Origin of the sequence: Pseudaeromonas sharmana, assembly GCF_042649925.1 — a bacterium.
Lineage (GTDB): Bacteria > Pseudomonadota > Gammaproteobacteria > Enterobacterales > Aeromonadaceae > Pseudaeromonas > Pseudaeromonas sharmana.
The window spans coordinates 156,770-170,211 of record NZ_JBHSAF010000015.1; the positions used below are offsets into that span (position 1 = coordinate 156,770).

The window sequence follows — 13,442 nt, forward strand, 5'->3', positions numbered from 1 at the left end:
TGACAGTCACATCGCCGGTTACTGGCTGATGCTGGCCTTGATGATCTGCAACGGCTCCACCGGTACATCCGGAGCCCCCAGTATCGGACTGACACCGGTCGGCTTGGCGGCGATGGCATCCAAGACCTCAAGTCCCTTGGTCACCTGTCCAAACACGGTGTAACCACTCGCTACCTGATTGCCATCCAGTGCCGTGTTATCGCGCAGGTTGAAATAGAACTGGCGCGTGGCACTGTCCGGATTGGCCGTCCGGGCCATGGCCAGCGAGCCACGGACGTTGCTCAGACCATTGTTGGATTCATTCTCCACCGGAGAGCGGGTCGGCAGTGGCTGATAGTGGCTGTCGTAGCCGCCGCCCTGAACCACAAACCCGGGGATGACGCGATGAAACAGCGAGCCGTTGTAGCTACCGTCGCGGACATACTCCAGAAAATTGGCCACGCTCTTTGGCGCCTTGTCGGCATCCAGCGCGATGACAATTTGTCCCAGCGTGGTGTCAAAAATCACGGTCGGTTGTTTGGCGGCGGGCGTTGCCGCCGCCAGTGCCAGGGTTGGCAGCAGGCTCAAGGCCAGTAACCAGCGGCGCATCAGTAAGCACCACCCTGGATGGCACCACGGATCTGGCTGTCTGCCAGCATGTCGTTGAGCAACTTGGAGCACTGCTCATTCAGCATCAGCTCGATATCACCGATATCCGGCTGGGTGGCGCTCTCCTTCATGGCCGACTTCTGATAGGTCTTGACGATGCCGCCACCGTTCTTCTGCACCTGCAACTTGATCTCCAGCTTGACCCGGGTCTTGTAAGCCAACCCTGGCTTGGTTACTTCGGCCAGCATGTTTTGCACGATGACGGTCAATTGGGTATCGGCCTGCGGACTGACGCTGGCGCCTTGGGCCGTCAGCCCTTTCTTCAGGCGATCGGCCAGGACCTGATCCGGGCCGATGTTGTTCGGGATCAGCACCACGGGTTCGTCTTTCTTGGCGATCTTGATGATCTGGGTGCCGACCCGGCTGTCCTGGCTGGATACGGAAACCAGCTTGCCGGTCAGCAGGGTATCTGGCTGGTCATTGATTTGCGGATTGATGCTGGCGCTTTCCGGCCAGGTGTTGGCGCAACCTGTGGCCAGCACGGCCAGCAGGGCAAACAGTACTGATTTCATGGTGACTCCTATCGTTTGGTTGCGCGTAAAATAACAAACTTCTGGTTGGAGGCAACAGTCTCCACCTTGGAAAACAAGCGTTTGAGCTTGATGTGGTAGCCCAGATGACGATTGCCGATCATCAACAAGGCTCCGTCCGGCTGCAGGCAGCGCCGGGCATCGGTGAACATCTGCCACGCCAGCTGATCGGTGATGGTCTGCTGCTGGTGGAATGGCGGATTGCACAGCACCAGCGCCAGAGAGTCGTTGGCCACCCCCTGCAGACTGTTGCCGAGGCGAAATTCACAGCGCGCGCGATCGTGCGGACGGTTCTGTTCGACGTTGAGACGACTGGAGGCGATGGCCATGTGGGACTCATCGACGAACCACACTTCGGCGCCAGGGTTGTGCTCCAGCGCCATCAGGCCGAGGACGCCATTGCCACAACCCAGATCGGCGATGCGTCCGGTCAGATTGTGCGGCAAATGTTGCAGCATGAAGCGGGCACCGATATCCAGGCTACCGCGGGAAAACACATTGGCATGATTGGCGATCCGGTAGGGGGTCGATTCCAGTGACCAGTAGGTCGGGTAGGGGCTGGCGGCAGCCGCGGGAGCCTGCCACTGCGCATGGATCAGGCGCGCCTTCTTCCAGGCCAGCGAGGTCTGCGTCTGGCCAATCAACTGTTCAAACAGCTTCAGCGTCGAGGTATGGATATCTCGCGCCTTGGCAGCGGCCACGATCCGTGTGCCAGGTGTGACCACGGCGCGTAGTTGATGCAGCTGGTGTTCGAGCAGAGCCAGCGTCTTGGGAACCTTGATCAATACCAGCTCCGGTGCCGCCGGCAAGCTGGCCAGCGCATCATGTTGCTGCACGACGTCGAGCGGCAGCTGGTTGGCCTCAAGGTTGCGCCGGCAGGCCTCTTCGGCCAGGAACGAGTCGCTGATACAGACAGGTTGATAGCGATGCAGTGCGCAGGTCAGTGCTCCAAAGCTGTCGTTCAGAATCAACAGGCGTCCCGGAGTCAGGGCGGGCAACTGCGCGCTGATGTCGTGCAGCAGGTACTCGTCAGCCGCCTCCCAGGCTTGCAGGCTGGGATCGCTGTCGTGCGGGTAACGGTGCAGGGTCAGCGTCTGTCCCAGCAATTCGACTTGGCTCATAGACTCTCGATGAGGTGATAGCAGATGGGGGGCTATTCTAGCGGTAGCGCGTGCCATCACCAAATTACCAGAATACGCGCCCCCGGGCTGAGAGGCAGAGGCTTGAGTCAGGCGCCAGATGCAGGTAGGGTGCGTTAACAAAGCGTTAATTGCATGATAAATGGAGTGGCAGTATGGCGATGCAACAGCAGATTGAAAGCAAGGTGACGGCGGCGCTGGCCCCGACATGGCTTGAAGTGATCAATGAGAGTTTCATGCATCGCGTCGCGCCGGGCGCAGAGTCGCACTTCAAGTTGGTGATCGTCAGTGAGCAATTTGCCGGTCTGCGTCTGCTGGCCCGGCACCGCCTGGTCAATGCACTGCTCGCCAGCGAGCTGGCCGGCGGAGTGCATGCCTTGGCGTTGCATACCTACACGCCCGAGGAGTGGCAAGACAAGGGCTCGGCGCCACGGACTCCCTCCTGTATCGGCCGCCCGGATGCCGATTAGTCCGCTTTTTCTGTGAGCTTCAGGACAAATTGACCTCAATCAGAGCCGGGACCACCCGGCTCTGTGCTAGGATGCTAGGGCGATGGATAGCATCTGCATGATTTATGTAGTTTTTTAGGTGCATTGTTAGTCAATTTCAGCCATCTCATTCTTCGGTGGTCGGTCCGGCGTGATCGACCTCTTCTAGCTACTGGGAACGACTATGATCACGATCAAGAAAGGATTGGATCTGCCATTGGAGGGAGGGCCTGCCTCCCAGATTGAGTCGGCGGCCACACCCCAATCGGTGGCCCTGACCGCAGAAGGCTTTCCGGGATTGCGCCCATCGATGCGTGTCCGGGTTGGCGATGAAGTCCAGCGCGGCCAGCCGTTGTTTGAAGACAAGAGCAACCCTGGGGTTCTGTTCACGGCCCCGCTCGCCGGGCGTATCCAAGCCATCCACCGCGGGCAGCAGCGCGTCTTTCAATCTCTGGTCATCGAGGTTGACGAGACCCTGGGACAGCTGACGTACCCTCGCCATGACATGACTGAGCTCGATGGGTTGAGCCGTGACGCGGTACAGGCGCAATTGCTGGCTTCGGGATTATGGACTGCACTGCGAACCCGCCCTTACAGCAAGAGTCCGCTACCAGGCTCGGTGCCGGGGGCTATTTTCGTCACGGCGATGGATACCCGACCTCTGGCCGCCGATCCCGTTGCCATCATTCATCAGCAACCGGCCGCGTTTCTCGATGGCCTGGCGGTACTGACCCGGCTGACTGACGGCAAGGTGTTTGTCTGCAAAGGCGAAGCGAGCCTGCCGCGCTCTCCCCATCCGCAGGTACAGGAGCAGGTGTTTGTCGGTCCACATCCGGCCGGTCTGCCAGGTACCCATATTCACTTTCTGCAACCGGCGTCGCTGCAACGTGTGCAGTGGCACATTGGGTATCAGGATGTGATTGCCATCGGTCACCTGTTCAGCCGCGGCGAGCTGGATACGACCCGCATCATCAGTCTGGCCGGGCCAGGGGTCACGCGGCCACGTCTGCTGCGCACCGTGCTGGGGGCCAATGTCAGCGGCCTGGTGGCCGGCGAGCTCAAGGCTGGCGAGCAGAGGGTGCTGTCCGGGTGTGTGCTCTCCGGCTTGCCGGCGACAGGGCCTTTTGACTACCTCGGCCGTTTTGACCTGCAAGTTTCGGTATTGCCGGAGGGGCGAGAAAAGGCGTTTCTCGGTTGGGTGATGCCGGGGCGTGACAAGTTCTCGCTAACGCGCAGCTTTCTGGGGCATCTGTTGCCGAAGGCGCATTTTCGCTTCACAACGGCAAAACACGGTAGCGATCGCGCCATGGTGCCGATTGGCAGCTTCGAGCGCGTGATGCCGCTGGACATCTTGCCGACCCTGCTGCTGCGTGACCTGCTGGTGGGTGATACCGACAGTGCCCAGCAACTGGGGTGCCTGGAACTGGATGAAGAAGATCTGGCGCTGTGTACCTTTGTCTGTCCCGGCAAGAGCGAATATGGCCCACTGCTGCGCCAGTGCCTGACCAAGATTGAACAGGAGGGCTGAGATGAGCCTCAAGCACCTGCTCGAGAAGATCGAGCCGCATTTCACCTCTGGTGGCCGTTACGAAAAATGGTTCCCGTTGTATGAGGCGTTTGCCACCCTGATGTTTACCCCGGGTACCGTGACCCGGCGTTCATCCCATGTGCGCGATAGCGTCGATCTCAAGCGCATCATGATCATGGTCTGGCTGTCGGTGTTCCCGGCACTGTTCTGGGGGCTGTATAACGTCGGTAACCAGACCATCCTGGCGTTGGGACATCAGGCGCCGCTTGAGTTGACCAGCCTGCTCGACGGCCACTGGCATTTCTGGTTGGCCGACTTTCTTGGCGCCACGCTGGATAGCAGTGCCGGTGTCTACAGCAAGATTCTGATTGGTGCCCTCTATTTCCTGCCCATCTATCTGACGGTGTTTGTCGTCGGTGGCTTCTGGGAGGTGCTGTTTTGTATCGTGCGCCGGCACGAGGTGAACGAAGGCTTCTTCGTTACCTCGATCCTGTTTGCGATGATAGTGCCACCGACGTTGCCATTGTGGCAGGCTGCATTGGGGATCACCTTCGGGGTGGTGGTCGCCAAGGAGCTGTTTGGCGGCACTGGCAAGAACTTCATGAATCCGGCCCTCGCCGGACGCGCCTTTCTGTTCTTTGCCTACCCGGCACAGATTTCCGGCGACGCCGTCTGGGTACCGGTTGATGGCTATTCTGGCGCCACGGCACTGAGCCAGTGGGCGGCAGGGGGCCAGCATGCGTTGATGCACAACGCCACCGGGCAACCCATCAGCTGGCTGGATGCCTTCCTTGGCAATCTGCCGGGCTCGATCGGTGAAGTCTCAACCCTGATGATCCTGCTCGGCATGCTGATGATCGTCTACATGCGTATTGCCTCATGGCGCATCATCGCCGGCGTGCTGCTCGGCATGGCGGCAACGGCCACCCTGTTCAATGTGATTGGCTCCGAGACCAATGCGATGTTCTCGATGCCGTGGCATTGGCATCTGGTTCTCGGCGGCTTTGCATTCGGTATGGCCTTCATGGCTACGGATCCGGTCTCGGCGTCGTTTACCAACACCGGTAAGTGGTGGTATGGCGCGCTGATCGGGGTCATGGTGGTGCTGATTCGTGTCGTCAATCCAGCTTTCCCGGAGGGCATGATGCTGGCCATCCTGTTCGGTAACCTGTTCGCACCGCTGTTCGACTACCTTGTGGCACAAGCCAACATCAAGCGGAGGATTGCCCGTGGCCAGCAATAATGACTCCATCATCAAGACCTTCGTCGTGGTCGGCGCCCTGTGTCTGGTCTGCTCAATTCTGGTGGCCGGCGCCGCGGTTGGATTGCGGCCATGGCAGGATGCGGCGAAAGCCCGGGACCGTCAGGCGAACATCTTGAGCGTAGCCGGCCTGCCATTGCAGGATGTGGCCAGTACCTATCACAGTCGGATCGAGGCCCGCCTGCTCGATCTGCAGACGGGGCAGTATGTGGCAGGCGATGCCAACCGCTATGACATGAAAAAGGCCTCCAGGGATCCTGCCTTGAGCGTGGTCATCCCCGCCGAGCTCGACAAGGCCGGGCTCAAGCGCCGGGCCAAGCTGATGCCAGTCTATCTGGCCAAGGATGCTCAAGGGCAGGTCGAGAGCCTGATTCTGCCGATCTACGGCCAGGGGCTCTGGTCGACCATGTACGGTTTTGTCTCCCTGGCGCCAGATGGCAATACCGTCAAGGGCATTACCTACTATGACCACGGTGAGACTCCGGGTCTGGGCAGCGAAATCGAGAATCCGCGCTGGCAGGCACTCTGGATCGGCAAGTTGCTGTATGGCGAGCAGGGCGACGTGGCGTTGAAGATCATCAAGGGCCATGCCCCGGAGGGGGATCCGCACCGTATCGATGGGCTGTCGGGAGCCACCCTGACCAGCAATGGTGTCCAGCACACCTTTGATTATTGGATGGGGCCGAATGGCTATGGCCCGTTCCTTGCCACCTTGCGCAATGGAGGTCAAAACCATGGCTGATAAACATGAAACCCGGCGCGTGCTGGTTGAGCCGCTGCTGCAGAATAACCCCATCATGCTACAGGTGCTGGGGATCTGTTCTGCATTGGCGGTCACCAGCAAAATGGAGACGGCATTCGTGATGGCGCTGGCGGTAACGGCAGTCACCGCCTTCTCCAACCTGTTCATCTCCATGGTGCGTCACCAGATTCCAAACAGCGTGCGCATCATAGCGCAGATGACCATCATCGCGTCGCTGGTCATCGTCGTCGACCAGTTGCTGAAGGCGTTCTCCTACGAGTTATCCAAGCAACTGTCGGTGTTTGTGGGTCTCATCATCACCAACTGTATCGTCATGGGGCGAGCCGAAGCCTATGCGATGAAGTATCCACCCCTGCCGTCGTTTCTTGATGGCATCGGCAACGGCCTGGGCTATGGCCTGATCCTGTTGCTGGTCGGGACCGTGCGGGAGATTTTCGGCTCCGGCTCCTGGTTCGGCATCACGCTGTTCGAAACCGTCAACAACGGTGGCTGGTATGTGCCGAACGGGATGCTGTTAATGCCGCCGAGCGCCTTCTTCCTGATTGGCCTGTTGATCTGGGTAATCCGGACGTTGAAGCCGGAGCAACAGGAACCGGCGGATTATGATGCGCACAAGGAGTAAGTGATGGAGCACTATCTGAGTCTGTTTATCAAGTCGATCTTCATCGAGAATCTGGCGCTCTCTTTCTTCCTTGGCATGTGCACTTTCCTGGCGGTGTCGAAGAAGGTGAAGACGGCAATGGGGCTGGGGATTGCCGTGGTGGTGGTGCAGGTGATCGCCGTGCCGGCCAACCAGCTGGTGTACAGCCATGTGCTGAAGGAAAACGCCCTGATTCAGGGAATGGATCTGTCGTTCCTTGGTTTCATCACCTATATCGGCGTGATCGCGGCCCTGGTGCAAATCCTCGAGATGTTTCTCGACAAGTATGTTCCGGCGCTCTACGGCGCGCTGGGGATCTTTCTGCCGTTGATCACGGTGAACTGCGCCATCTTCGGCGGTGTCTCCTTCATGGTGCAACGTGAGTATACCTTTACCGAGTCCGTGGTCTACGGCCTTGGCTCCGGTATTAGCTGGGCGTTGGCCATCGTGTTGATGGCGGCGATCCGCGAGAAGATGAAGTACTCGGATGTGCCGCCTGGACTGCGGGGGCTAGGCATCACCTTCATCACGGCCGGGCTGATGGCCCTGGGATTCATGTCCTTTTCCGGCATCTCGCTGTAAGGAGTCGCTATGCAGGAAATCATACTCGGTGTGGTCATGTTCACCGTGATCGTCCTGGCACTGGTGGTGCTGATTCTGGCCGCCAAGTCGCGCTTGGTCAGTGCCGGTGAAGTGCGGATCAGCATCAACGATGATCCGCAAAAGAGTATCTCGACCTCGGCCGGCGGCAAATTGCTGGGTGCCTTGGCGGCTCACGGCATCTTTGTATCCTCGGCCTGTGGCGGTGGCGGGACCTGTGGTCAGTGCCGTTGCAAGGTGTTGTCCGGTGGCGGCGATGTGTTGCCGACCGAGATGAACCACCTGAGCAAACGCGAGGCCAAGGCGGGAGAGCGGTTGGCCTGCCAAGTCACGGTGCGCCAGGACATGGCCATCGAACTTCCGGAGGAGATCTTCGGCATCCGCAAATGGCAGTGTACCGTCGTCTCGAACGATAACGTCGCCACTTTCATCAAGGAGCTGAAGCTGGCCATCCCGGAAGGGGAGGACGTGCCGTTTCGCGCCGGGGGCTACATTCAGATCGAGGCCGAGCCTCATCATGTAAAGTTTGCCGATTTTGATGTCCCCGCCCTTTACCGCGCGGATTGGGAACGCATGGGGTTGTTCAACCTGGAATCAAAAGTGGATGAGCCGGTGACCCGAGCCTACTCCATGGCCAACTATCCGGATGAAAAGGGCATCATTCTGCTCAATGTGCGGATTGCGACGCCCCCGTTCAACACCATGTCGGCACCACCAGGCCAGATGTCGTCGTACATCTGGTCACTGAAACCGGGCGATCAGGTAACGATCTCCGGGCCATTTGGCGAGTTCTTTGCCAAGCAGACGGCCGCCGAGATGGTGTTCATCGGTGGCGGGGCAGGTATGGCGCCGATGCGTTCGCATATTTTCGATCAGCTCAAACGCCTCGACAGCCAGCGCAAGATCAGTTTCTGGTATGGGGCCCGTTCGGTCCGCGAGATGTTCTACGTGGAGGATTTTGACGCCTTGGCGGCGGCACATCCGAATTTCAGCTGGCATGTGGCCCTAAGCGATCCGCAACCCGAGGACAACTGGGACGGTTATACCGGCTTCATCCACAATGTGCTGTTTGAGCACTACTTGCGTGACCATGAGGCTCCGGAAGATTGTGAGTTCTACATGTGTGGTCCCCCGGTGATGAATGCGGCGGTGATCAAGATGCTCAAGGATCTCGGTGTCCCGGACGAGAATATTCTGTTGGATGACTTTGGCGGTTAACCGCAGTTTGTCAGCCTTGCCACAAAGCCAGCCCGCGCGCTGGCTTTGTGATGTTCCGGCGCTGGCTCCAGACTGACGATGCGACGGCGAGGTATCTGTTTATGCTGATTTTTTTACTGACGTTTGCGCTGTTCTTGCTGGTGTTTTTATTGATGGCCATCGGCTATTTACTGCAGCGCAAGCGCATTAGCGGATCGTGCGGAGGCCTTGGTGCCATTGGCATCGATAAAGAGTGTGACTGCCCGGAACCGTGCGACGCTCGCCTGGCGCGCGAAGCGGAGCAGGCGCGCCGTCAACGTCTGCAACAAGGGGAGCGCATCCTGTAAGCAAGAAGGCTGGTCCTGTTCTTGCCTGTTACCACCCATATCATCTTCCGATGCGCGTTTATGTCTCAAGGAGTAGGTTGTGAATCTGAAATCACCGAGTTGGATCTTGTGTGCCATGGTATTGCTGCTGGCCTGTGAACGGACGGCATCCACCTCATCTGAACTCAAGGTCAGTGGCCCGACGATGGGGACCCACTATGCGGTCAAGGTGGTCGGTGATTACCCCGGTGGGGAGCCACAACTGCAGCATGAGGTGGAACAGGTACTGCAGCGGATCAACGATCAACTGTCGACCTACAAGCCGGACTCCGAACTGTCACGCTTCAACCAGCACAAGGCCACCACGCCGTTCCCGGTATCCCAGGACTTGGCCGATGTGGTCATCGAAGGGTTGCGCTCGGGGCGCATGACGCAGGGGGCCATGGATATTACGGTCGGCCCGCTGGTCAACCTGTGGGGCTTTGGCCCGGATAAGCGCCCGGTGACGATCCCGGATGCGGCACAGATAGCCGCGGCACGCCACAAGACGGGTCTGGGCAACCTGCACGCCGAGATCAGTGCCGATACCGCCACCCTGCGCAAGGATATCCCGGATCTGTATGTCGATCTGTCAACGCTGGGTGAGGGATTCGCCGCCGACAAGGTGGCCGACATGCTCGAGCAGCGTGGCATCCGCAACTATATGGTGGAGATTGCCGGGGCATTGCGGTTGAAGGGGGTAAATGGTCAGGGACAACCCTGGCGCATTGCGGTGGAGAAACCCACCGGCGAGTTGGGCTCAGTGCAGACCATAGTGGTGCCAGGCGACAACGGCATCAGCACGGCCGGCAGTTATCGCAACTATTACGAACAAGCAGGGCAGCGCTACTCGCATATCATAGATCCGGCCAGCGGCAAACCGATCCAGCACAAGTTGGTGTCTGTCACCGTGATCGCGCCGCGGGCACTGCATACCGATGCGCTGGATACTGGCCTGATGGTGATGGGGACCGAAAAAGCACTCTATTTTGCCAACGAACACAACCTGCCGATCCTGACCATTACCAAGACCGAGCAAGGCTTCAAGACCCAATACAGCCGAGCCTTTGCCCGCTATCTGGCTCAGGAGTAAGCGCATGGCCGGGGCGCGATATCAGTACAGTGTCAGCAAGTTGGCATAGTCATTGTCGCGCCCATACCGCAGATAGATTTGTTGCAACTGCCCCTGGTCGCGGAGTTGGGGGAGTTGTTGATCCCAACGGGCACGGTTTTGCCGTCCCTGAGGCGTATCAGGAAATGCCGGATAGGTCAGGATGGAACGGTAATAAAGGGCGACAATATCGGATGTACATGTTTCAGGTAAATTATCTTCTTCAAGAATCAAATAGTCATAACGATGGATCTCTAATAGTTTTTGTGCGTTATTTATATTGCTTGCAAAATTAAGACTCGAGTCGAGTGGTATTAAATTTACATACTCTTGATTGTTTTTTAATAATAGTATTTTTTTGTTTTTTAATGAGATGTTTCCTGCCGTTGTGGGCGGCATGTTATGGCGATTCACTAGCAGATAGATGGCATCATAACCATCTGGATTATTAGGGTAGAGCATATTTTTTATTTCGTCGTTATAACTCCCGAGAATGACGTCTGCAAGGCCTTGTTGGGCCGAGAAAATAGATCGCTTATAGGGTAGGACTCGTTTTTTTATATCGGAATATTCTGCGCGATAAACGGCGTCAACGATATCAAAATAAATACCACTGCCATCTGGATTACAGTAGTCTTTCCACTCCGCGCATAGCACCTCGAGTTCACTGGCCGCAGCCCAGGATGAGAGCGTGCAGAATAACCAACCCACTATGACCCTGTTCATGGCGATACCGCCGTCCGGTTCGAATGCGACCTTTCAAGCTTAGAACAGGCGGCGATGATGTCGCTGTGCTGGCCATTACATCGCCATCAATTTCTGCCGGGCGATGGCTTGTGCTTCGGCGCGGGTGCGGATGCCGAGCTTGGCATACAGGTGGTTGATGTGGGTCTTGATGGTTGAGGGAGCGACAAACAGTTGACGCGCCATCTGCTCATTGCTCAGCCCTTGGGCGATCAGCCGCAGTATCTGCCACTGCCGCTGGCTGAGCTCGCCATCGTCGGGTTGTTCGACCTGTGCTTGCAAGGGGCGGGTGAGCCAATCCAATGCCTGTTGCGCCAACGCCAGCACGGCGGGTCGGGTCGCCGGCCAGCGTGCGACTTCCTGAAGCGGGGCCACGGCCTCAGGTCCGGCCAGCAGTAGTGGCAACAGGGCGCCGCGACCGGCAAACCAGCCCAGCGTCTCTTGCCATGCCTCGGCGACAAAGGGGCGCTGTAGCAAGATCAATAACTCGAACTGCCGGGCTAACCAGCCGGCCTGCCATTCATCGGCCAGCAGTTGTAACGGTTGCAGTGCCTGCACGGGTTTGGGCACACCACTCATCTGGGATAACCAACCGGCCAGCAGGTTATCGAGCAGGTCATACACGGAGTCAATCTGACTGTGCCAACTGGTGCGCTGTAACAGCCGGTGCATCGCCTGCTGATCCCCGCGCTGTTGATAGCCAAGCGCCAGGGTATACCCGACCCGGAACTGCCACAGCCGGCAATACTGCTGGCTAAAACGTTGTTGCTCCAATTGCTCGAGCCGGGTAGCCAGCTCGACGCTTTCACCGCGCCAAATCAGGGTCAGGCAGCGATGGGCCAGGTAGGGCAACTGCCAGTAATTACCGAGGGGTTCGGCATGGGAGGAACCCTGCTGTAGCCAGTAATCGGCCTCGTCGGCTTTGCCTTGATACAGGGCCAGCTCTGCCAGCAAGCGGTAGTAAGACTCAAAAATGGGATCGCCGAGCAATTGATGCTGGCTGGCAAATTCCAGCCCCAGTTGTGCGGTCTTGCTGCATAGCTGCCACTCGCCCTGATAGAAGTAGAGTTGTGCCAGCCGGTACCAGCCGGCCAACTTGGTATGGTATTGCTGCTGGCAATCGGCCCAACTGATAAGCAGCTCCAGCATGCTGCGCGCCCGAGGAAATTCACCGCAATACAGCAGATAACTGGCCTGGGTCAGGCGATAGGGGGCCAGCAACGGCTGCGGTAACTCCTGCAGGCCGGCCAATTGCTCACCGGTACAGGGCAGATGGTCGAAGTTGAAGCTGACCATGGCTTTGAGCAGTTGGCTGCTCTTGGCGATCTCCTCGCTTAACGGTTGCTGTCGCAATCGATTCAGCAGCGTTTCGGCGCGCTCGGATCGGCGCAAAACTTCGACTTCCAGCCAGGCCTGCAGCAGGCACAGGGTTGGCTGCTGTTGCAGCCAGAGAGCAGGCAATGCAGCAAGGCGGGCTGCCAGCCAACGGCCCTGGCTTTGCTCGATACAGCGCAGGCCAATGCGTCCCAGCAGGGCCAGTTCCAGTTGTGGCAACGGCGTAACAGGCAGATGTGCGACGATCTCCGGCAGTGGCAACTCCGCCAGCAGTTGCGCCAGCGTATCCCAATCCAGCGCCGGCTGCTCGCGCCAGAGGGCCAGCAGCTCGGCGATCCAGGGTTGCCATGTATCGCCTTGCGCTGTCTCCAGTAGCCAGCCGGCATTGAGCAGTTGCTGCCGCAGCGGGCGCCACTGGCCACGCGTGCAGCCGGCCAGCCGTAGCAGGCTGTTTTCGTCCAGGGATGCCCGCTCGGCCTGCAGTGCCAGCGCCTGCTGTAAGGGTTGCGGCAGTTGCTCCATCTGTTGCTGTATCAGATCCAGCCCCCAGCGTTGCAGCAACTGTTCGGCATTACCGTGGCACTGCAGCGCCTGATGCCATAACTGCCAGGCCAGCGGCCAATGCCCCAGACGGTGCCGCCAGGCTTCGGCCTCTGCGGTGGCCACGCCCTGCTGCTGCCACCACAGCCGTAACTCGTTGTCATGCCATTGCAGCCGGCGTGCATCCCAGCGTTGCGGATCCCAGCCGGAGGCGCGCAATGGCCCCTCCAGCGGGGCGGCAGGTGAGCTGCAAATGAGGCAGATGCCGGGACGCTGCGCCTGGTCGGCCAACCAGGCGAGGAGTGCCTGTCGTTCATCCTCGTTCAACGCTTCCAGGCAAGGAATCACCAGCAATTCGTCATGCTGTGGATAGGCCGGCCACAGGCTCAGTGGCGACAGCTGTTGCTGCAGCTGCTGACACAAGGCCGGTTGATCATAGCCCTGAGGTGCACATAACCAGACCAGCGGATGTTGTTGCAGCGCCTGTTGCAGTGCGACGAGATGAGGTGACATCGGTTTCCTCCCAAGGTGGCTGACTGCTCTATCTTAATCG

At 58.7% G+C, this 13,442-nt stretch carries 14 protein-coding genes; 9 read left to right on the forward strand and 5 right to left on the reverse strand.

The window, feature by feature from the left end; genetic code table 11:
- Nucleotides 1-18 precede the first annotated feature (18 nt).
- From ACFOSS_RS15380 to ACFOSS_RS15390, 3 genes are read right to left on the reverse strand one after another with little or no spacing between them, the layout of a single operon-like run.
- Complete coding sequence (locus ACFOSS_RS15380) at nucleotides 19-591, reverse strand: peptidylprolyl isomerase (protein WP_377154772.1); 573 nt, start codon at nucleotides 589-591, stop codon at nucleotides 19-21.
- Nucleotides 588-1,160, reverse strand: a complete 573-nt coding sequence (locus ACFOSS_RS15385; protein ID WP_377154231.1) for a YajG family lipoprotein — start codon at nucleotides 1,158-1,160, stop codon at nucleotides 588-590. Before ACFOSS_RS15385 ends, ACFOSS_RS15380 begins: the two co-directional genes overlap by 4 nt.
- An 8-nt stretch (nucleotides 1,161-1,168) precedes the next feature.
- On the reverse strand, nucleotides 1,169-2,299 hold the full coding sequence (locus tag ACFOSS_RS15390) for a methyltransferase (RefSeq protein WP_377154233.1): 1,131 nt from the start codon (nucleotides 2,297-2,299) through the stop codon (nucleotides 1,169-1,171).
- Nucleotides 2,300-2,472: 173 nt separating this feature from the next.
- On the opposite strand from ACFOSS_RS15390, the gene ACFOSS_RS15395 reads away from it, so the two are divergent.
- From ACFOSS_RS15395 to ACFOSS_RS15435, 9 genes are all read left to right on the forward strand, one after another.
- Nucleotides 2,473-2,787, forward strand: a complete 315-nt coding sequence (locus ACFOSS_RS15395) for a BolA family protein (protein WP_377154236.1) — start codon at nucleotides 2,473-2,475, stop codon at nucleotides 2,785-2,787.
- 202 nt (nucleotides 2,788-2,989) lie between these two features.
- On the forward strand, nucleotides 2,990-4,333 hold the full coding sequence (locus ACFOSS_RS15400; protein WP_377154239.1) for a Na(+)-translocating NADH-quinone reductase subunit A: 1,344 nt from the start codon (nucleotides 2,990-2,992) through the stop codon (nucleotides 4,331-4,333).
- A gap of 1 nt (nucleotide 4,334) precedes the next feature.
- Complete coding sequence (locus tag ACFOSS_RS15405; RefSeq protein WP_377154241.1) at nucleotides 4,335-5,576, forward strand: NADH:ubiquinone reductase (Na(+)-transporting) subunit B; 1,242 nt, start codon at nucleotides 4,335-4,337, stop codon at nucleotides 5,574-5,576.
- Nucleotides 5,563-6,336 carry a Na(+)-translocating NADH-quinone reductase subunit C gene (locus tag ACFOSS_RS15410; RefSeq protein WP_377154244.1) on the forward strand — a complete coding sequence of 258 codons (774 nt, stop codon included), beginning with the start codon at nucleotides 5,563-5,565 and terminating at the stop codon, nucleotides 6,334-6,336. The genes ACFOSS_RS15405 and ACFOSS_RS15410 overlap by 14 nt, the downstream gene beginning before the upstream one ends.
- Nucleotides 6,329-6,979 carry an NADH:ubiquinone reductase (Na(+)-transporting) subunit D gene (locus tag ACFOSS_RS15415; protein WP_377154246.1) on the forward strand — a complete coding sequence of 217 codons (651 nt, stop codon included), beginning with the start codon at nucleotides 6,329-6,331 and terminating at the stop codon, nucleotides 6,977-6,979. Before ACFOSS_RS15410 ends, ACFOSS_RS15415 begins: the two co-directional genes overlap by 8 nt.
- A 3-nt stretch (nucleotides 6,980-6,982) precedes the next feature.
- Nucleotides 6,983-7,579: an NADH:ubiquinone reductase (Na(+)-transporting) subunit E gene (nqrE, locus tag ACFOSS_RS15420; RefSeq protein ID WP_377154248.1), complete on the forward strand. Its 597-nt coding sequence runs from the start codon at nucleotides 6,983-6,985 to the stop codon at nucleotides 7,577-7,579.
- A 9-nt stretch (nucleotides 7,580-7,588) separates the two neighbouring features.
- Entirely contained in the window at nucleotides 7,589-8,815 is a 1,227-nt protein-coding gene (gene nqrF, locus ACFOSS_RS15425) for an NADH:ubiquinone reductase (Na(+)-transporting) subunit F (protein WP_377154250.1), read from the forward strand.
- A gap of 101 nt (nucleotides 8,816-8,916) precedes the next feature.
- Entirely contained in the window at nucleotides 8,917-9,141 is a 225-nt protein-coding gene (gene nqrM, locus ACFOSS_RS15430) for a (Na+)-NQR maturation NqrM (RefSeq protein WP_377154252.1), read from the forward strand.
- A gap of 115 nt (nucleotides 9,142-9,256) precedes the next feature.
- Nucleotides 9,257-10,252 carry an FAD:protein FMN transferase gene (locus tag ACFOSS_RS15435; protein ID WP_377154774.1) on the forward strand — a complete coding sequence of 332 codons (996 nt, stop codon included), beginning with the start codon at nucleotides 9,257-9,259 and terminating at the stop codon, nucleotides 10,250-10,252.
- Nucleotides 10,253-10,273: 21 nt separating this feature from the next.
- On the opposite strand, the gene ACFOSS_RS15440 is transcribed toward ACFOSS_RS15435, so the two are convergent.
- Together ACFOSS_RS15440 and ACFOSS_RS15445 are read right to left on the reverse strand one after the other, a co-directional pair.
- Complete coding sequence (locus tag ACFOSS_RS15440) at nucleotides 10,274-10,996, reverse strand: hypothetical protein (protein WP_377154254.1); 723 nt, start codon at nucleotides 10,994-10,996, stop codon at nucleotides 10,274-10,276.
- Between the two features lie 75 nt (nucleotides 10,997-11,071).
- Nucleotides 11,072-13,402 (reverse strand): helix-turn-helix transcriptional regulator, encoded by a 2,331-nt coding sequence (locus tag ACFOSS_RS15445; RefSeq protein ID WP_377154256.1) that lies wholly within the window; start codon nucleotides 13,400-13,402, stop codon nucleotides 11,072-11,074.
- Between the last annotated feature and the right edge of the window lie 40 nt (nucleotides 13,403-13,442).

Excerpts from the sequence above, each read along its gene's own strand:
- ACFOSS_RS15385 (WP_377154231.1), bottom strand. The coding sequence starts at position 1,160 with ATGAAATCAGTACTGTTTGCCCTGCTGGCCGTGCTGGCCACAGGTTGC.
- ACFOSS_RS15390 (WP_377154233.1), bottom strand. The coding sequence starts at position 2,299 with ATGAGCCAAGTCGAATTGCTGGGACAGACGCTGACCCTGCACCGTTAC.
- ACFOSS_RS15395 (WP_377154236.1), top strand. The coding sequence starts at position 2,473 with ATGGCGATGCAACAGCAGATTGAAAGCAAGGTGACGGCGGCGCTGGCC.
- ACFOSS_RS15400 (WP_377154239.1), top strand. The coding sequence starts at position 2,990 with ATGATCACGATCAAGAAAGGATTGGATCTGCCATTGGAGGGAGGGCCT.
- ACFOSS_RS15405 (WP_377154241.1), top strand. The coding sequence starts at position 4,335 with ATGAGCCTCAAGCACCTGCTCGAGAAGATCGAGCCGCATTTCACCTCT.
- ACFOSS_RS15415 (WP_377154246.1), top strand. The coding sequence starts at position 6,329 with ATGGCTGATAAACATGAAACCCGGCGCGTGCTGGTTGAGCCGCTGCTG.
- nqrE (WP_377154248.1), top strand. The coding sequence starts at position 6,983 with ATGGAGCACTATCTGAGTCTGTTTATCAAGTCGATCTTCATCGAGAAT.
- nqrF (WP_377154250.1), top strand. The coding sequence starts at position 7,589 with ATGCAGGAAATCATACTCGGTGTGGTCATGTTCACCGTGATCGTCCTG.
- nqrM (WP_377154252.1), top strand. The coding sequence starts at position 8,917 with ATGCTGATTTTTTTACTGACGTTTGCGCTGTTCTTGCTGGTGTTTTTA.
- ACFOSS_RS15435 (WP_377154774.1), top strand. The coding sequence starts at position 9,257 with ATGGTATTGCTGCTGGCCTGTGAACGGACGGCATCCACCTCATCTGAA.
- ACFOSS_RS15440 (WP_377154254.1), bottom strand. The coding sequence starts at position 10,996 with ATGAACAGGGTCATAGTGGGTTGGTTATTCTGCACGCTCTCATCCTGG.
- ACFOSS_RS15445 (WP_377154256.1), bottom strand. The coding sequence starts at position 13,402 with ATGTCACCTCATCTCGTCGCACTGCAACAGGCGCTGCAACAACATCCG.